The organism is Salegentibacter salegens (assembly GCF_900142975.1).
Classification (GTDB): Bacteria; Bacteroidota; Bacteroidia; order Flavobacteriales; family Flavobacteriaceae; genus Salegentibacter; species Salegentibacter salegens.
Genome location: NZ_LT670848.1, coordinates 2,046,418 through 2,065,841, shown reverse-complemented (window position 1 = coordinate 2,065,841; position 19,424 = coordinate 2,046,418). Strand labels below are relative to the sequence as shown.

Sequence of the window (19,424 nt, the reverse complement as noted above, 5' to 3'; positions counted from 1 at the left end):
TTCCAGATGGCCAATCTTAAAAAGTTTCTACCGCATCTTCTCGTTTTGGTAGGCTTCGTTATAGTTTCTTTATTTTATTTTAGTCCTGTTCTTGAGGGGAAAAAAATTTTCCAGAGTGATATCGTTCAGTACATCGGGATGGCCAAAGAACAAAACGATTTTCGTGACCAAACCGGCCAGGAACCTTATTGGACCGATTCTGCTTTTGGAGGAATGCCTACATTTCAATTAGGTGCTTACTACCCGCATAACTATGTAAAGAAACTTGATTCTCTTCTTCGGTTTTTACCAAGACCGGCCGATTATCTTTTTCTCTATTTTATTGGTTTTTATATTCTTTTACTCTGTTTAAAACTCGACTTCAGGCTTGCATTTTTAGGCGCACTGGCCTTTGGGTTTTCTACTTATCTCATAATAATTTTAGGAGTTGGGCATAATGCCAAAGCCCATGCAATAGCCTATATGCCCATGGTTTTAGGTGGAATAATCCTCACATTCAGGCAAAAATATTTATGGGGATTTTTATTATTATCGTTGGCAATGGCCCTGCAAATAGGCGCGAACCACTTCCAGATGACGTATTATTTACTGCTTCTGGTTATCGTTCTGGGAATCTCATATTTAGTTGATGCATACCGAAAAAATATACTTCCAAAATTCTTTAAAGCTTTAGGAGTAATGGTTGTGGCTGTAGTGCTGGCAATTGGAGCTAATGCTACCAATTTACTCGCTACGCAGGAATATACTGCGCATAGTACGCGAGGCGATACGGGCTTAACAATTTCTTCTGATGGTTCAGATAAACCTGCTGCCGGTTTAACTTTCGATTATATTACTAATTATAGTTATGGTATAGCAGAAACCATTGGAGTTTTTATACCCCGATTTATGGGTGGTTCTAATGCTGAAGATATTGGGAAAGATGCTAAAATTTATGATTCTCTGATTAAACTTGGTGCTTCTCCTGTTCAGGCAGCTGATTTTGCTAAAAATGCGCCAACCTATTGGGGTGATCAGCCTTATGTAGCTGGTTCACAGTTATATGTTGGCTCTACAATGATATTCTTCTTTATTTTCGCGCTTTACCTGGTTAGAGGACGTTTAAAATGGTGGATTGTTGGCGGAAGTGTTCTGGCGCTAATTCTTTCCTGGGGAAAGAACTTCGGCTTTTTTACTGAGTTTTTTATTAATTATATTCCTTTATATAACAAGTTTAGAGCAGTTACATCTATACAGGTAATCTTCAATATCTGTATTCCATTAATTGCCATAGTTGGTATTTCAAGACTATTTTCAGTAAAAATTCAAAAAGAGACAAAAGTATACGCGCTTAAATGGACTAGTATTATCTTAGGAGGAATAGGGCTTGCTTTATTGCTTTTCCGTTCAGTATTATTTGATTTTAGCGGGGCGGGAGATTCAGCTTTAATTCAGCAACTGGGAGCCGATTTCGTTAGAGCGCTTAAAGAAGATAGAAAAGCTATTTATACCGAAGACCTTATTAGGTCGCTCATCTTTTCGGCATTAACAGCAGCGGCAGTTTGGTTATATATAGAAAAGAAAATCACGCAGAACTGGCTGGTTCCGGCTTTGGCGCTTTTGATTCTTGTAGATCTTATTCCTGTTGATAAACGTTATGTAAACAACGATGATTTTGTAAATGCCAGCCAAATGGATCGACCGTTTCAGCCTAACGAAGCCGATCAGCAAATTTTACAGGATGATGCTCACTACCGGGTTTTTGATGTTTCCGGAAGTCCTTTTAATACGGGAAGAACTTCTTATTTCCATAATGCAATAGGTGGTTATCACGCCGCCAAACCTGGCCGAATGCAGGATTTATATGATTTCTATATTTCACAAAACAATATGGAAATTTTAAATATGCTGAATGCAAAATATTTTATAGTTCCTTCTGAACAGGGATCACCACAAGCCCAGGAAAATCCCAACACGTTTGGAAATGCCTGGTTTGTAAATAATATTAATTGGGTAGAATCTGCTAACGAGGAAATATTGAATTTAAAAGAAGTTGATCTTCAAAATACAGCGGTTATAAATTCAGAATTTGAGAGTGAAGTTTCTGCAGGTTTCGAAGCGACCGGAAATGCAGAAATTCAATTGCAAAGCTATCAGCCGAATGAATTGGTTTACAAAATCAATACTTCTGCACCTCAGTTTGCGATTTTCTCTGAAATGTATTACCAACCGGGTTGGCAGGCATATTTAGATGGGGAAAAAGTGGAACACGTTCGGGCAAATTATTTATTACGAGCTATGAATATTCCTGCGGGCGAGCATACCGTAACTTTTAGATTTGAACCCGAAGTAGTAAATACCGGGAGCAGCATTGCCCTGGCAAGTTCTATAATATTGGTTTTAATTATTCTAGGCGGATTTTACTATAAATCACGAAAGAGGGAATAAGTTCTTAAATGGAAAAGGTACTCATCATAACTTATTATTGGCCACCGGCCGGTGGTCCCGGCGTGCAGCGCTGGCTTAAGTTTGTAAAGTATTTACGGGATTACGGGATTGAACCTGTAGTTTTTATTCCTGAAAATCCTAATTACCCTATGTTAGATGATTCTTTAGAAAGTGAAATCCCGGAGGGAATAACTATTCTTAAGAAACCTATTTTAGAACCTTATCAATTAGCCGGATTCCTGGCCAAAAACCAGACTAAAACTATAAGTAAAGGGATTATTGCTGCTGAGAAAAATCAGTCTTTATTACAGAAATCCTTGCTTTTTATCCGTGGTAATTTATTTATTCCTGATGCCAGAAAATTTTGGATAAAGCCATCGGTAAAATTCCTGAAAACTTATTTGGAAGAGGAAGGGATCAAGAAGATAATAACAACGGGACCGCCGCATAGTTTACACCTTATTGGTTTAAAGCTTAAAAAGGAACTCGACTTAAAGTGGATAGCCGATTTTCGTGATCCCTGGACACAAATTGGGTATCATAAAAAGTTGAAGCTTACCGAAAACAGTAAACAAAAGCACATAGGCCTGGAAAGGGAAGTATTAAATGCTGCCGATCAAATTATCACCACCAGTTTTACCACAAAAGCTGAATTTGCTGAAAAGACCAGGAAACCTATAAGCGTAATAACCAACGGATTTGATGCTGATGAGAATAAAGCACAAACCAGTAAATTAGATACTAAATTCAGTATTTCTCATATTGGTTCTTTGCTTTCAGAAAGAAACCCCAAGAATCTTTGGAAAGCCATAGCAAAGCTTACAAAAGAGAATTCTGCTTTCGCAGAAGACCTGGAATTAAAATTAGCCGGTACGGTAAGTGAAGAAATAATTACTTCAATTAAATCTGTTGGATTAGGGGAGAAGCTTCAATTATTGGGTTATGTAAGTCATAAACAAGCAATCGTTCTTCAGCAAAAAAGCAGGTTATTATTATTAATTGAAATTGATAGCCAAGAAACCCGCGGTATTATTCCGGGGAAATTATTTGAATATTTAATGGCTAAACGACCAATTTTAGCCATTGGCCCACAAAAATGGGATGTTGAGCAAATATTAAAGGAAAGCGGTTCCGGCGAATATTTTCAATATTCAGAGAAAGACAGACTTAAAAGTCTAATTTTAACTCATTACGAAGCTTATAAAAGAGGGGAAAGTAACTTTGTAACTGGCGATATGCAGCAATACCACAGGAAAAATCTTACTCAGAAATTATCCAATTTACTAAAGAGCGTTTAGAATTATGGGTATTATAATCAAGCAATCTTTTAAAAACCTAGTTACTACCTATTTTGGTTTTGCGATTGGCGCGATTAACACGTTATTTCTTTTCACCCATTTTCTCAAACCCGAATATTACGGACTTGTTACTTTTTTACTTTCAGCGGCAAGTTTGCTTTGGCCATTTATGGGTTTTGGCGTGCACAGCACCTTAATAAAATTCTTTACTTTTTATAAAACAAAAGAAGAAAAAGATAAACTTTTAAATTTAGTGCTGTTTTTACCGCTTATAGTTTCATTGGTACTGGGACTAATTGTGGCTTTTAGTTATTCATTTCTAATAAATTATTTCACTCAGGGAAACGGGCTCGTTCGTCCGTATATCTGGCTAATTTTTCTCATAGCTTTTGCTACCGCTTATTTTGAAATCTTTTTCGCCTGGTCCAAGCTTTTTTATAAAAGTGTTTTCGGAAATTTTATGAAGGAGGTTTTTCATAGGTTCTGCATCAGTTTATTACTATTGGCGGTTTATTTTACCTGGATTACAGTGCATCAATTTATCTATTGTATTGCCGGTGTTTTTATTCTGCGATTAATTGCCATGAAGATCTATGCGTTTTCGCTCTATTTCCCAAAGTTAGATTTTAAATTTCCGCAGAATTTGTCTCCTGTTTTAAAATATACGTCGCTAATTCTTATCGCCGGTTCAGTCGCTACAGCTTTATTAGATTTGGATAAAGTGATGATAGAATATTTTATGCCGATAGAAAACGTGGCTATCTACGGAATTGCGATTTATATCGCAACGGTAATTTCGGTGCCACAAAAGGCCATGCACCAAATTACAAACCCGATGACGGCTGAATTCCTCAATACCAAAAACAAAAAAAGCCTCGAAGATCTCTATAAAAAGAGCTCTTTAAACTTATTAATTGTAAGCTTGCTCATTTTTATCCTGATTATTACCAACGTAAAACAACTGTATGAACTAATTCCCGATGAATATGAACTAAGTATTCTAGTGGTTTTATTAATCTCTCTGGTGAAGCTTTATGATAATCTTTTGGGGAATAATAATAGTATTCTTTTTAATTCAGATTATTATCGCATTGTGCTGTTTATAGGCGTCCTTCTTGTTTTTGTGGCCTTTGTTTTAAATTTGGTGTTTATACCCAGTTTTGGAATAGAAGGAGCGGCTATTGCCAGTTTTATAGCTTTTTTCGTATATAATTCGGCTAAAATCTGGTTGGTGCATAAAAAGTTTAATTTTCTTCCATTTACTTCCAAAACCTGGCTGGTGCTTATGATTGGCGCTGTTTTATCCTTCGGTTTTTATTTCTGGGATTTCAGTTTTTATCCTATCTTGAACATCGCGCTTAAATCTATTTTAATAGGAATAAGCTATGTAGGCTTAGCGTATTTTCTGAATTTTTCTTCGGAAGTAAATAATATAATTAATAAATTTCTAGGAATAAAAACCTCCTAAAAACGGGAAACCCCCGAAACACTTTCGTGTCTCGAGGGGTTTCCAACTAACCAACCAAAAAATTAAATTATGAATTCTTTATTATCTATTATTCACATTTCGTGCCGAACTTCCTCCTCGTGAAGAAGAATTTGAAGTTCTACCCGAAGATCTTGTACTAGTACTACTTTTTACTGCTCTTGTGTTAGTATTTCTATTGCTGCTTCTTGTAGTAGCCTGCGTTCTTCTTGGGCTTGGAGCGGTATTAGCTCTACTGGTTTGTCTCGTAGGAGTGCTTTTTATAGTTCTGCTATTTCTGGCAGATGAATTTACTTTTGTATTAGAAGACCTACTGGTATTCACTGCGGTACTTCTTGTGTTTCCGCTATTCCTGGCTTCAGTCCTGGAACGGCTATTTCGGTTTTTTACAATATCATTAGTATTTACACCTCTGGATGATCTCACTGAATTTCCGCGGGAATTGGTACTGCTATTTTTTTCTGATCTAAGTGTTCTGCTTCTATTTGCTGTGGTATTAGATCTTTCAGAATAATCATTACTTCTTACATTTCTTGAGTTTGAAGCTATGCGTTCTTCGTTACCTCTAATATCCTTTATATCCCGTCGTCTCTCAGAAGTTCTTCTTCCTTTGTTATAAGAAACAGCTTGTTGATTTGGGCGGTAAAAATTTTGATGCACATTATTAGAATAATGATTATTGTAATAATTTACGTGTTGCACATATGTAATTCTGTTTGGCTGATAATACGCCCTGTATGGCTGACCAAACACTATACTCACACTGCTGCCAGGTCTCGAGTAATACTGGTGCCATGGCCTGTAAACATACCTGTTGTTATAATGGTTTATGAATCCTGTATAATTGGTGATTCGGTTAAAACGGTTATAATGAATATGTAAACCTCCAACCCTGGCAACGCGTCCGCGACGGTTATAATCTATAAATACATCACCGGCTCTTATAATTCTTCCGTAGTAATCATAGAAAACAGGAACGCTTTCAATTTGAATTACCGCTCCATAATCGTCATATTGCACATAAGCATCATAATTATGCCCAGTGTTATAACTGATATTCATATTTGGAGTGGAAATGTTTACAATACTGGTTCTTCTGAATTCCGGGTTAAAATAGAAATCAAATTCCCCATTAGGATAAACGGCAAACTCAACGCCGTTTTCAACGAAAATAAAGGAATTATTATAGGCATTGCGAGGACTAGCTTCTAAAGCAGCAGTAGCCGATATACCAATAAATAAAAAGCTGAATAAAATGGCGATATTTTTCATGGTTTGCGTTTTAGGTTGTTAAGGTGATTCTCAGTAAGAATCAATACATAAAATACAAACGGCGTGCCAAAATAGAAAACCTCTAAAAAAAGCTTATTTTTAGAGGTTTTATTTTTAGAATTGAGAGTTTCAGTAAAATATCTGCAATAAACTGGGAGTAAAACTTGATTTATTTCAGAATAAATAAAGTTATAGTTTTTCTTTTAAATATTTTGCGGTAAAAGATTTCTTGGATTTAACAAGTTCTTCAGGGGTGCCATGGGCTACAATGTTTCCTCCCTTTTCACCTCCTCCGGGACCAATATCAATAATATAGTCGGCGCATTTTACTAAATCCATATTATGCTCTATAACTACCACACTATGTCCTTTTTCGATAAGTGCATTAAAGGATTTTAGTAGTTTTTTGATATCGTGAAAATGAAGCCCGGTAGTAGGTTCATCAAAAATAAATAAGGCTTTTTCTTTGGTAGCCCCTTTTACTAAGAATGAAGCCAGTTTTATACGCTGTGCTTCACCACCAGATAGGGTGGAGGAGCTTTGCCCTAATTGAACATAACCTAAACCAACGTCCTGTAAAGGTTTTAGTTTTCTTACAATTTTATCGAGATTATTTTCTGCAAAAAAGCTTGTTGCATCGTCTATAGTCATGTTCAGGACATCGTCTATGTTTTTGCCTTCAAACTGAACTTCCAGCACATCTTTTTGAAAACGTTTCCCGTTACAGGCTTCACATTCTAAATGAACATCGGCCATAAACTGCATTTCTATGGTAACTTCGCCTTCACCTTTGCAAACTTCACAGCGGCCACCTTCCACATTAAATGAAAAATGTTTAGGTTTAAATCCGCGAATATTCGATAATTTTTGATCTGAAAACAAGTTTCTAATATCGTCGTAGGCCTTGATATAGGTTACGGGGTTGGAGCGGGAAGACCTACCAATTGGATTCTGGTCTATATATTCTACGCTTCCAAGGTTTTTAAAATCGCCTTCAATATCGGTATACTGGCCAGCTTTTTCTCCATAGCCTCCAATTTTCTTTTGAACAGCAGGGTAAAGGATTTTCTTTACCAAAGTACTTTTCCCACTTCCTGAAACCCCGGTTATCGCCGTAAAAGTTTTAAGTGGAATTGTAACATCTATATTCTGAAGATTATTTTCTCTTGCTCCCAAAATCCTAATTTCCCCTGAAGCTTTTCTACGTTCTTTAGGAACCGGAATTTCTTCCTTGCCATTTAAGTATTGCGCAGTAAGGGAATTTGATTTTAAAATTTGCTTCAGCGTTCCTGTGGCCACAACCTCACCACCGTGGGTGCCGGCTTCGGGGCCAATATCAATAATTTCATCGGCAGCGTTCATAATATCTTCATCATGTTCTACCACAATTACAGTATTACCGATATCCCGAAGATTTTTAAGTACACCAATTAAACGCTCTGTATCGCGTGGATGTAAGCCAATTGATGGTTCATCCAAAATATACATAGAACCCACCAGGCTGCTTCCCAGCGAAGTTGCCAGGTTAATTCGCTGCGATTCTCCCCCAGAGAGTGTATTAGATTTCCTGTTTAAAGTGAGATAATCTAAACCAACTTCAGATAAAAATTTGAGTCGGTTATTGATTTCGGTTAGAAGACGTTTGGCTATTTGTTGATCGTATTCGTTTAATTTTAAATCGGTAAAAAATTCTCGCACTTTATCCAATGGTTTTTCAACGAGATTGGTAATGCTATGCCCGGCAATTTTCACATATTCGGCTTCTGGACGAAGTCTTTTGCCTTTACAGGTGGTACAACGGGTTTTTCCGCGGTAGCGGGAAAGCATTACCCTGTTTTGAATTTTATAAGCCTTACTTTCTAAAAACTGGAAGAAATCATTTAGGCCTTCAAAATGCTTATTTCCATTCCAAACCAAATCTTTTTGTTCTTGCGTAAGTTGAAACCAGGGTTTATGGATTGGAAAATCAAATTTATGCGAATTATTTACCAATTGATCGCGGTACCAGCTCATACTGTCACCGCGCCAGGGGAAAACTGCATTTTCATAAATTGAAAGCCCTGTATTTGGAATAACAAGATCTTCATCAATCCCAATCACATCGCCATAGCCTTCGCATTTAGGACAGGCCCCGTAAGGATTATTAAAACTGAATAAATGAACATTTGGTTCCAGAAAATTTATGCCGTCTAACTCAAATTTATTGCTGAAATGTCTCTTTTTTCCCGATTTTAAGTTTTCAATATAGAGTTCACCTTTTCCTTCAAAAAAGGCAGCATCGGTAGCATCAGCTAATCTGTTATAAAAATCTTCTTCGTCTTTAGTGATAATTCTGTCTACCACCAGTAAAGTATCTTTCGCTTTAATTTTCTTAAGATCGGCTTCGTCAATTCTTAGCACTTCATCTTTTACTTTAATCCGGCTATACCCTTGCTGCGCTAACACTTTTATTTTTTCTTCAAGTGTTCTGCCTTCTTCTATATGAATTGGCGCCAGCAATAATAACTTTTCCCTTTCTTCAAAAGATTTTACGTGGTCAATAACATCGGCCACGCGATCACGTTTTACTTCGTTACCAGAAATAGGGGAATAGGTTCGTCCTATTCGGGCATAAAGTAGTTTTAGGTAATCGTAGATTTCAGTAGAAGTTCCTACCGTAGAACGCGGATTGGTTGAGTTTACTTTCTGCTCAATGGCTATGGCGGGAGCGATTCCTTTTATATAATCAACTTTCGGTTTATTCAATCTACCCAGAAACTGCCGGGCATAGGAGGAAAGGCTTTCTACATAGCGGCGCTGGCCTTCAGCATAAAGCGTATCGAATGCTAAACTGGACTTTCCCGAACCGGAAAGACCGGTAATTACCACCAATTTGTTACGGGGGATAACTACATTTATATTCTTAAGATTGTGCAGTTTTGCACCTTTTATGATAATATTTTCTTTAGGGTTTACCTCGGCAACGTCAATATTCATGCTTATTTTTCTAGTTCAAGAATGCAAAGGTACTTAATAAGAAGCAGTGTAAAAAGCCCTAAAAATCCTATAGTAATGTTAAAAATTTAAACTTTTGTTTGCTTTTGTTAATTATATCTTGCTATATTTGGGCATTCAAAATCATTAACATCACTTGCCTATAGCATAAAGTTACTTTTAGAAACTAAATAACCTAATCTCAGGAGCCCCAACCGTCCTGAACAAAAGTAACTGATATGAATAACGTTGAAATCACTGACGCTGTTCTTGTGCGTGAATACATGCACGGAAACGAAACTGCCCTAAGTAAGCTTATTAACAGGCACCAACACCGAATTTATAGTTTTATATTCTCTAAAGTTTTTGACAGGGATGTTGCTGAAGATATTTTTCAGGATACCTTTATCAAAGTCATTAACACCCTTAAAAGAGGGAAATATAATGAAGAAGGCAAATTTCTCCCCTGGGTGATGCGAATTGCGCATAACCTGGTTATTGACCATTTTAGAAGAAATAAACGTATGCCTAAATTTGATAATAGTGGCGACTTTAATATTTTTTCGGTTTTGAGTGATTCTGATTTAAATATTGAAACTCAAATTATAAAAGACCAGATTGAAAACGATGTTAAGGAACTTATTAAAGAGTTACCTGAAGATCAATTAGAGGTTCTTACTATGAGAATCTATAAAGATATGAGTTTTAAAGAAATTTCTGAACGCACGGGAGTAAGTATAAACACGGCTTTAGGGAGAATGCGTTATGCATTAATCAACCTTCGGAAGATTATTGAAAAACATAATCTGGTTTTAACAAATTAATCTATAATATTCCTTCAAAGATTGCGTTAGAATAAGAAACCAACGCAAAATATTATCTAATGAGGAAACTTTACACTAAAAAACTATCAAAAAAAGATCAGTTTAAGAATTTGGAACCCAAAAAAGAAACGGTACAGTTTCTTTTAAATTATTCAAAAGCATTAAGAGTGGTGGAATGTCGAGGCATTAAATTCGGCACCGTTCTTAATTAGTACTTGACAAAAAGGCTGTCTGAAAATTTATTATGAATGTTATCCTGAACTTTTTTCAGGATCTAATTATTTGATATTCAAAACATTTTAGAAACTGAAACAAGTTCAGTTTGACGAAAAATCGATCTTTTCAGACAGCCTCTTTACTTTTATATCTATTTCTTCTTTTTATAGTAATCACTTATTACTGTTTTTCTCCCTATTTCTTTGGTAATAATATCTTTATCAAGGTTCCAGCCTCTTGCCGGTGAATATTGCCGCCCGTACCAAATAATTTGTAAATGAAGTTTATTCCAAAGATCTTTTGGAAATAATCGTTTTGCGTCTTTTTCGGTTTGAGTTACGTTTTTTCCGTTGCTTAAATTCCAGCGATACATTAAACGGTGAATATGCGTATCTACCGGAAATGCGGGTACATTAAAGGCCTGCGCCATTACTACACTCGCCGTTTTATGACCAACAGCCGGTAAAGCTTCCAGGGCTTCAAAACTGGCAGGCACTTCTCCTTTGTATTTTTCCAGTAAAATTTCAGATAACCCATGAATACCTTTAGATTTCATAGGAGAAAGACCAACTGGTTTAATAATTTCCCTGATCTCTTCTACTGAAAGTTTTACCATAGCTTTTGGATTATCGGCAATTTCGAAAAGTTTAGGTGTAATCTGGTTCACTTTTACATCGGTACTTTGGGCTGAAAGTAGCACCGCAATCAATAAAGTATATGGATCTTTATGATCTAGCGGAATGGGAATTTCAGGATAAATATCATTTAAGGTATCAATTACGAACTGTACCTTTTCTTGTTTGGTCATATTGTTTAAATTTACTCGATAGTCTAGATTGAAATCTTTGACGTTTTGTCGAAATTTTCAAAACTAAGTTTATATATTAAGTCAAAGCAAAAATAAGAATTATGACAACATTAGAAGCGGGTTGGATATTCCGGTGATGCTGACCCCCCATTCCGGTCATACTGACCCCCCTGTTGATTTTGGTCTAAAAAGATACTTTAATGACAATATTACAGTTTTTTTCTAAGACTTTCTCCTTTTAATTCTATACGATGAGAGGTATGTACCAACCTATCTAAAATAGCATCTGCAATAGTTGCTTCTCCAATGATTTCATACCAACTTCCTACCGGTAATTGACTGGCAATAATGGTTGAGGATTGTCCGTGCCGATCCTCTATAATTTCCATTAGGTCCATTTGTTGTTGTTTATCCAAATGAGATAACCCAAAGTCATCCAGGATAAGCAGGTTTGCTTTGGCCAGTTTCTCAAAGAACTTCAAAAAACTTCCATCAAGCCGGCTCATTTTGGTTTGCATCAATAGCTTCTGAGTATTAAAGTACAAAACCTTACTTCCCTGTGAACAAGCCTGATGTCCCAGTGCAGAAGCCAAAAAACTTTTGCCGCACCCTGTAGATCCCGTGATAAGAACAGATTCCCCTTTAGCAAGATAGCCTCCTGTTGCCAGCTCTGTAATTTGTGAGGTATTGATCCCCCTGGAAGTGTTGAAGTTAAGTTCCGCGATGGTAGCCTGGTATCTGAACCTGGCCGTTTTTGTCAGTCTTTCAAAACGCCGGTTGGTGCGGTCTTGTGCTTCCGCCTGAAGGAGTACCTCAAGGCCTTCTGCAAAAGACAGTTCGTGATGTTGACGGGTTTCCATCAAGGCTTTCCAAGTGATATACATCCCTTGTAAGCGTAGTTGTTTAAATTGATTTTCAATAGTGTTCATAGGTGTTCATGTATTTATAGTTAATTATTTATAAGATCCTGCTCCCCGTATATTCTCGTGATCCGGTAATGACTTAATAGAGGATTGCTCCATATTTTCTGTCATTTTATTCTCCAGGATTTGTTTTAAAAACCGATAGGAATAATTGTGATTATCTAAAGCAATAGTACAGGCTTTGGTAAAAATGGGCGTATTGACTTTACTGGCCAGGTTTAAAATACCATCACACGTCTTATAGAGCTGTTCGGGATATTTGTCTTGTTTGAACAAAGCTTCCATATAGCTGTAAAGCGTATCGGAGTAGCTATAGGCCTTTTGAAGGTAATAGGTGGGACTGCGCTGCTTATAGTGCTGATGATGGGAACACAGATGTTCCTTTTTCGTAGAGTAGCTTCCTTTTTTAAAATTCCTTGGATGCACTCCTATGAGTGCTGCCTTGCAATAAACTTTAACTAGGCTTCGTGTATAGATAACCTTTACCTGCGCTCCCATATAAGCATAGGGAACGCTATAGTAATGCTTGTCCATGCCTAAATAAATATGGTTGTTCTTGGCTACTTTAAGGTCCCGATAGTATTTAAGCTCAAAAGCTTCTGCCGGTAAGCCTTGCAGGCTATGTTTTTCATCAGCTAAAAACTTCTCTTCCCTACAGTAATCCTTCTGTTGCATACGGGTTTGGTTATGTTCCCTGACCTTTTGTGCAATGGCCCGGTTCAATGAAGGAAGGTCGAAGAATTGTTGGTTGCGTAATTTGGCGTATACCCGGCTATAGATGAGTTTCACTTGATTCTCTACCAAGGCTTTGTCTTTGGGTTTTCTGGGGCGTGTGGGAGTAACGGTAGTGCCATAATGATTGGCGAAATCTTCCAGTGCACGGTTTACATCAGGTTCGTAAGGGTTGGCCTTTATAACGGCAGATTTTAAATTATCGGGAACCAGGGTTTGTGGAACCCCACCCAAATCTTTTATACAGCAATTCAGGGCGTGTATAAAATCTTCTATCTTTTGGCTTCTAACGGCCATAGCAAAGCTGTAATCCGAATACGGAAGACAAGCGACAAAGACCTGAACAAAAATTTCTTCCCCGGTATTCCTGTCGATATAAGAGAGTTTTTTTCCTGCGTAATCAATATAAAGCTTCTCCCCGGGATGGTGTTCCAATACCATCGAAGGATTTTGGGTGCCACGGTATTGTTGAAGGTGATAACAGAATTGACTGTAACTGTAGCCATTTTGGGCACTATGGTGATATTCTTCCCATAATACCTTGCGGTTTACACCAACCCGCTTCAGTTCTTTGCTGCAATAATCAAGGGTGTCTTTCAGGAGTTCATACCGCTCATCTTTATAGGCTGGATTTCCAGATAAAAAGATAGCCTCCAGTGCTGTGTCCTCAAGAGTTAAAAGAACTTCGGTAGTGATTGTACCCAGTGAAGCCTTTGAGATATAGTCCTTAACAGTATTCTTGCTTACAGACAAGGTACGTGCGATGGTTTTTATCCCCTTGCCCTGTAAGTGCATTCTAAGTATTTGTTTTACTGCGCTCATACGTTTTGGTTTTCCTGCCATTGTTTATCTTTTGGTGTAAAAAAACACTAAGTAAAACCAAAATCGAATAGAAAATAGCCAAGGGGGGGGTCAACTTGCTCCGGAACCACATCCACGAAACCCAAAGAAAAGGGGGCAGTATGCTCCGGAATAAAGTATTCCAGTCTTGCTATCTTTTTATATGAAGGGGTCAGTATCCGCCGGAATGGCAGTAAATTAATGTTCCTGTTGATGCTGCTAAATTTACGCCCCGGAGAGGGGTCAGCTTAGTCCGGTGTATCCACGGGTGATAAAGCCCCCGATTTTTCAGTAAAAGATCAGGATGGAAATACCGTAAAATTATCAGATTTTAAAGGAAAGAAACTGGTATTGTTTTTCTATCCGAAAGCGAGTACACCGGGTTGCACGGCCGAAGCCTGTAACCTGAGGGATAACTGGGAGCGTTTTCAGGAAAAAGGTTATGCGATATTGGGCGTAAGTGCTGATACTCAAAAAAGACAGAGTAACTTTAAAAATAAATACGAATTTCCATTTCCGCTACTGGCCGATGAAGATAAAGAGGTTATCCAGGCTTACGGCGTTTGGGGACCCAAAAAATTTATGGGAAAAGAATATGACGGAATTCACAGAACTACTTTTATTATTGACGAAGATGGTAAAATTGAGGAAGTGTTTAAAAAAGTAAAAACCAAAGAACATACAGCTCAAATCCTTTCTGAATAGAAAAGGAAAATGGTCTAGATTGTCACATTGAGCGCAATCGGGATGTTTGCAAAGACACTTCGATTGTGCTTAGGGTGACAGTAATTATTTTATTTTTTCAATATCGCTTTTTGAATAGTAGCTGTGCTATCACAATTTTCAATTTGAAGCTCCAGGATAGCTGAATTAACTTCGTTGGTAATCACGTAAATATTACAGGTTATTTTATCGGTATTGCTTCGGCTAAAATCTACATCGCCATTTTCCAAACTTAATGAAACCAGCGCTGTATCTAATTTATTATTCTCAAAATAACTAAAAGCTTCTTCAGTAAAAATGCGCTCTTTTATCCTGATATTCTTTAAAACACGCGCATCGGGAGAATAATCGCAAGACGTTTTTTTTCCGCCTAAAAAGAAAAGCAAAAGTACAATCCCGAAGAACAAGCCCACCGAGAAATATCCAATTCTATGAATTAGTTTCATTTATATAATTTTGAGGAAGCAAACCTGATTGAAAATTGATCTAAAAAATGAGCAAATTAATGTCCCGGTAAGAAAGATCAAACCAATCGGCTATAGATTTATTGGTTAAAATTCCGTGGTAAAAGTACAAACCATTTCGCAAACCTTTATTAAAACGCAAGGTGTTTTCGAGTCCGCCTTCTTCGGCAATGTGTAAAAGATACGGAGTGAAAATGTTACTTATTGAAAGTGAAGAAGTTCGCGCGTACCTGGATGGAATATTTGGAACACAATAGTGTAAAATATTGTGTTTTGTAAATATTGGTTTATCGTGCGTGGTGATTTCGCTGGTTTCTATACACCCGCCCATATCTATACTTACATCTATAATAACAGCGCCACGTTTCATACTGGTAACCATATCTTCGGTAATTAGCACCGGGGAACGATTTTTACCGCGCACAGCGCCAATTAATACATCACAACGCTTTATGGCTTTACTCAGGTTTTTAGGCTGAATTGTAGAGGTGTAGAATGTTTGGTTTAGATTGGTTTGAATGTCTCTAAGCCGGGTAAGCGAACTGTCAAAAACTTTAATACTTGCACCAAGGCCTAAAGCCGAACGCGCAGCAAACTCACCAACCGTGCCTGCACCAAGAATTACAACTTCTACAGGGGGAACACCACTTATATTCCCAAACATTAAGCCGTTTCCGTTTACATTATTGCTCATAATTTCAGAAGCAATTAATACGGAAGCAGTACCTGCAATTTCACTTAACGCCCTAACAATGGGATAACTCCCATCGTCGTCCCTAATAAATTCAAAGCCTAAAGCGGTTATTCGTTTTGAAGCTAATTTCTGAAAATATTCTTTGCACTGAGTTTTAAGCTGAAGCGCAGAAATTAAAATGGTTTGCGGATTTATTAAATCGAGTTCTTCTATAGAAGGGGGTTCTATTTTAAGAATGGTAGGGCAGGAAAAGACTTTACTGGTGTCTTTGGTAATTTCGGCACCGGCATTAGAATAATCTTTATCACTAAACCGGGCCCATTTTCCGGCTCCAGACTCTATCATTACCCTATGGCCATGAGCAGTAATCGCTGCTACAGCATCGGGACTTAAACAAATGCGTTTTTCCTGGTAGGAGGTTTCTTTAGGTATGCCAATAAATAGCTGCCCCTTGTTTTTGTAGATTTCCAGGGTTTCTTCCTGCGGAATTAATTGCTCTTTGGTAAAAGGCGAAACCTGTTTGCCCATAGTTAACTGCTAAAACTTTAGAAAAGGGAAATTACAACTATTTTTAAAAATAGCAGAAATTAAAGTCGGGTATAGTATTCTTCCTGAGTTGGTTCCCAATATTCCTCTTCTTCCTGGAAAGATTTTACCTCCCTGCGGTCAGATTCTGAAATAGGGGAAAAGACAGAGACATCGGTTTCATCAATTTCGCTAAGGTCTATACCGTATATCCTATCGAAAATTTTGATTCGAATTAAATAAACTATGGAGAGAATAATTATAAAAAAAGGTGCAAGATAAATTAGTTGATCAGTATCAATTATATAATCGTTTGCATAAGCATCTTGGTAATATGCCGTTACAAGTTGGTATCCATACATAGTTACTGGAACTAAAATTGAATGATACCACCAATGTTTACAGGTGAAAAACCAAATTAAAAGTAAAAAGAGAGGAGTTAACTTGCCAAAAAAAGTCCAGGCCGCAGTTAGGACATTCTCGTAATATTTACTTTCATAGGTAAAAAAAGAATTTTCCCAAACAGGACCGCTTGGGAAAATTTCATATAAATAAAATAAATATGGTGAAAAAGCAATGCAGAGGGCTATAATACTACCCGTTAATAGGAACTTTGATCGTGCGTACGTCAACTGCTTGTTCTTTAATTTGATCATTATTTGTATCGTTATCTGTAGTTGAAGTTACAAAAAAACTTGCTCCAAAAATTGCTGCTGCGAAAAGTACTGCTTTAAGTTTCATAATAATATAGTTTAGATTGTTGTTTCGTTTTGTTTACTGAAGCAAACCTATAAAATTATAAAACACTAAAAATTAATACATTAATCGTACTTTTGCGCTCTTTTTTAAGCAAAAAAATGGCTATTTTTTAGCAGTTTTTACTTTACACTGCTAAAAATTTAATGGTTAAAAATATAAAAATTTTCTGTTTTTCCTATTATTTTGTTTAAGACTATTTAGCAAGAGCCTCAAACTGCTAACACTGGGATTTTTAAGTTTATTTGTTTTCTTTAACTTTTGATTAACATAAGTTTAACGTTCTTGTATTTTCATTCTGGATGGAAATTTCAATTTTTTGAAAGTTTTCCTCCAGGAAATCCTGTATTTTTTGCGGCCATTCTATTAAAATCCATCCCGGAGAATTAAAATATTCTTCCAGGCCTATATCCAGGGCTTCATTTGGGTCTTCCAGTCTGTAAAAATCAAAATGATAAATTGGTTCCCGGGGAGTGTGATATTCATTCACCAATGAGAATGTGGGGCTTGATACTTTATCTTCGCTTCCCAAAGCTTTTACCAAAGCTTTTATTAGGGTAGTTTTACCGGCACCCATTTCGCCATAAAATAATAGGACATTATTTTTAGCGTTCTTTATTATGTATTGTACAGCCTCATCAATTTGGGCTAAATTGTAGGTAACGGGCATATAAGTAATAGATTTTTGGCAATACAAAGATAGGGAATAATTTAATATTCCCTATAAGCTGCTATAAATCAAGTCTTAAATGCCTTGTTTTGGGTTCATTATCACAAAAGGAATAACCATTTCTTCTAATGAAACTCCACCGTGTTGATAAGTGTTACGGTAATAACTTACGTAATGATTATAATTATTAGGATAAGCAAAGAAGAGATCTCCTTTAGCGAAAATAAAAGAACTACTCATATTAATACTAGGGAGATGAATGCTCTTGGGATCTTTAGCCGCCAGCACATCTTTTTCTTCATAAGTAAGACTTTTACCTGTTTTATACCTAAGGTTTAAACTGGTGTTTTTATCACCAATTACTTTTGAAGGGTTTTTAGCATTAATTGTTCCGTGGTCTGTAGTGATAATTAATTTGAACCCAAGTTGTCTTGCCTGTTGAATAATATCTAACAACGGAGAATTCTTAAACCAGCTATATGTTAATGATCGGTAAGATTTATCGTTAGAAGCCAGTTCTTTAATTACTTCCATCTCGGTTTTAGAGTGGGAGAGCATATCTACAAAATTGTAAACCACCACAGTAAGATCGTTATCCTTTTGCGTTTTAAAGTTTTCTGCCAGTTTTCTTCCGGCTTTTAAACTGGTTATTTTATGATATTCATGTTTAAAACTTTTCCCCAGCCTTTTTAATTGTTCATTTAAAAATTCGGCTTCGTGGTTATTTTTTCCGCCTTCCTCGGTGTCGTTTTTCCAATATTGAGGGAATAACTTTTCCATTTCACTAGGCATCAAGCCAGAGAACATTGCGTTACGAGCATATTGCGTGGCAGTGGGTAAAATACTGTAATAAGGCTCTTCCTTTTCTTTCTTATAATAATTAGAAATCACCGGTTCTAAAGCTTTCCATTGGTCGTACCTTAAATTATCTACCACAACAAGTAGGGTAGGCTGTTCTTTGTTAATTTCTGGAACAACTTTTTCTTTAAAAATAGTATGCGACATAATTGGCGCATTACCACCTTTTTCAAACCAGGAAGGATAATTCTTGTCTATAAATTTACAAAACTGGGTATTGGCTTCGTTTTTCTGAGATTCCAGGATTTCGAACATTCCGCTGTCTTCAAGACCTTCCAATTGCAGTTCCCAGTAAATTAATTTTTGATAAAGTTCTGCCCATTCTTCAAACGTATTTACCTGGCTCATATCCATTGCGATCTTTCTGAATTCCTGCTGGTAATTTGAAGTAGTTTTTTCAGAAATAAGTCGGGAGTGATCCAGGTTTTTTTTAATACTAAGAAGAATTTGGTTTGGATTTACCGGCTTTATTAGGTAATCGGCTATTTTAGAGCCAATCGCTTCCTCCATAATATATTCTTCTTCACTTTTTGTGATCATTACCACAGGAAGGTTTTCTCGTTTTTCTTTTATTTCAGCGAGAGTTTCCAAACCGGTAAGTCCCGGCATATTTTCGTCAAGAAATACAATATCAAAACTTTCTTCTTCAATTTGTTCTAATGCTTCAGTTCCACTTTTGCTGGTCACAACTTCATAATCTTTTCCTTCCAGAAACAAAATATGTGGTTTAAGTAAATCTATTTCATCATCTACCCAAAGTATTTTTATTTTATTCATATCTTATATTTTTACTCATTAAATGAGATTTCTTCTTTTATGCGTGTTTCGACTTTAATAGTCGTTTTTTTAATGAATGGTTTCTTCCTAAATTATCGGGAATTTCCGGTTTTTTATAACTTAATAATTGCTTTTTCAACTTCCAAAGTCTATCTATG

Annotated in this window: 15 protein-coding genes and 1 pseudogene; 5 read left to right on the top strand and 11 right to left on the bottom strand. The window is 36.6% G+C overall.

The genetic code is table 11. The features are described 5' to 3' along the window. Positions 1 to 6: 6 nt before the first annotated feature. From B5488_RS09265 to B5488_RS09255, 3 genes are read left to right on the top strand one after another with little or no spacing between them, the layout of a single operon-like run. Positions 7 to 2,427 carry a YfhO family protein gene (locus B5488_RS09265; protein ID WP_079735002.1) on the top strand — a complete coding sequence of 807 codons (2,421 nt, stop codon included), beginning with the start codon at positions 7 to 9 and terminating at the stop codon, positions 2,425 to 2,427. Positions 2,428 to 2,435: 8 nt separating this feature from the next. Beyond that, entirely contained in the window at positions 2,436 to 3,725 is a 1,290-nt protein-coding gene (locus B5488_RS09260) for a glycosyltransferase (RefSeq protein ID WP_079735001.1), read from the top strand. Between the two features lie 4 nt (positions 3,726 to 3,729). After that, positions 3,730 to 5,193, top strand: coding sequence for a polysaccharide biosynthesis C-terminal domain-containing protein (locus B5488_RS09255; protein ID WP_079735000.1), 1,464 nt, complete (start codon positions 3,730 to 3,732; stop codon positions 5,191 to 5,193). A gap of 81 nt (positions 5,194 to 5,274) precedes the next feature. Here B5488_RS09255 and B5488_RS09250 read toward each other — a convergent pair whose 3' ends face one another. Then, positions 5,275 to 6,483, bottom strand: a complete 1,209-nt coding sequence (locus B5488_RS09250) for a hypothetical protein (RefSeq protein ID WP_079734999.1) — start codon at positions 6,481 to 6,483, stop codon at positions 5,275 to 5,277. A gap of 189 nt (positions 6,484 to 6,672) precedes the next feature. Next, the gene (gene uvrA, locus B5488_RS09245) at positions 6,673 to 9,459 is read right to left on the bottom strand and encodes an excinuclease ABC subunit UvrA (RefSeq protein WP_079734998.1); all 2,787 of its coding nucleotides are present in this window, start codon (positions 9,457 to 9,459) and stop codon (positions 6,673 to 6,675) included. 236 nt (positions 9,460 to 9,695) lie between these two features. Here uvrA and B5488_RS09240 point away from each other — a divergent pair, with 236 nt between their 5' ends. Beyond that, positions 9,696 to 10,280, top strand: coding sequence for an RNA polymerase sigma factor (locus B5488_RS09240; protein WP_079734997.1), 585 nt, complete (start codon positions 9,696 to 9,698; stop codon positions 10,278 to 10,280). A 367-nt stretch (positions 10,281 to 10,647) separates the two neighbouring features. On the opposite strand, the gene B5488_RS09235 is transcribed toward B5488_RS09240, so the two are convergent. From B5488_RS09235 to istA, 3 genes are all read right to left on the bottom strand, one after another. Beyond that, positions 10,648 to 11,304, bottom strand: a complete 657-nt coding sequence (locus B5488_RS09235; RefSeq protein ID WP_079734996.1) for an endonuclease III domain-containing protein — start codon at positions 11,302 to 11,304, stop codon at positions 10,648 to 10,650. 209 nt (positions 11,305 to 11,513) lie between these two features. Then, positions 11,514 to 12,233, bottom strand: coding sequence for an IS21-like element helper ATPase IstB (istB, locus tag B5488_RS09230; protein WP_079734995.1), 720 nt, complete (start codon positions 12,231 to 12,233; stop codon positions 11,514 to 11,516). A 24-nt stretch (positions 12,234 to 12,257) separates the two neighbouring features. After that, positions 12,258 to 13,802 carry an IS21 family transposase gene (gene istA / locus B5488_RS09225; protein ID WP_079734994.1) on the bottom strand — a complete coding sequence of 515 codons (1,545 nt, stop codon included), beginning with the start codon at positions 13,800 to 13,802 and terminating at the stop codon, positions 12,258 to 12,260. 255 nt (positions 13,803 to 14,057) lie between these two features. On the opposite strand from istA, the pseudogene bcp reads away from it, so the two are divergent. Beyond that, positions 14,058 to 14,504 (top strand): annotated as a pseudogene (gene bcp, locus B5488_RS09220) (thioredoxin-dependent thiol peroxidase); the annotation flags it as partial. Positions 14,505 to 14,593: 89 nt separating this feature from the next. Here bcp and B5488_RS09215 read toward each other — a convergent pair. From B5488_RS09215 to porX, 6 genes are all read right to left on the bottom strand, one after another. Beyond that, positions 14,594 to 14,968, bottom strand: coding sequence for a DUF4258 domain-containing protein (locus B5488_RS09215; protein WP_079734993.1), 375 nt, complete (start codon positions 14,966 to 14,968; stop codon positions 14,594 to 14,596). A 40-nt stretch (positions 14,969 to 15,008) separates the two neighbouring features. After that, entirely contained in the window at positions 15,009 to 16,208 is a 1,200-nt protein-coding gene (locus B5488_RS09210; protein WP_079734992.1) for an alanine dehydrogenase, read from the bottom strand. Positions 16,209 to 16,267: 59 nt separating this feature from the next. Continuing rightward, positions 16,268 to 16,567 (bottom strand): hypothetical protein, encoded by a 300-nt coding sequence (locus B5488_RS18170; RefSeq protein WP_231919718.1) that lies wholly within the window; start codon positions 16,565 to 16,567, stop codon positions 16,268 to 16,270. Between the two features lie 232 nt (positions 16,568 to 16,799). Then, positions 16,800 to 16,946, bottom strand: coding sequence for a hypothetical protein (locus tag B5488_RS17975; RefSeq protein ID WP_170065275.1), 147 nt, complete (start codon positions 16,944 to 16,946; stop codon positions 16,800 to 16,802). 280 nt (positions 16,947 to 17,226) lie between these two features. Further along, a complete protein-coding gene (gene tsaE / locus B5488_RS09200; protein ID WP_079734990.1) occupies positions 17,227 to 17,631 on the bottom strand; it encodes a tRNA (adenosine(37)-N6)-threonylcarbamoyltransferase complex ATPase subunit type 1 TsaE in 405 nt (134 codons plus the stop codon). Positions 17,632 to 17,706: 75 nt separating this feature from the next. Next, the gene (gene porX / locus B5488_RS09195) at positions 17,707 to 19,266 is read right to left on the bottom strand and encodes a T9SS response regulator signal transducer PorX (protein ID WP_079734989.1); all 1,560 of its coding nucleotides are present in this window, start codon (positions 19,264 to 19,266) and stop codon (positions 17,707 to 17,709) included. Positions 19,267 to 19,424: the final 158 nt, after the last annotated feature.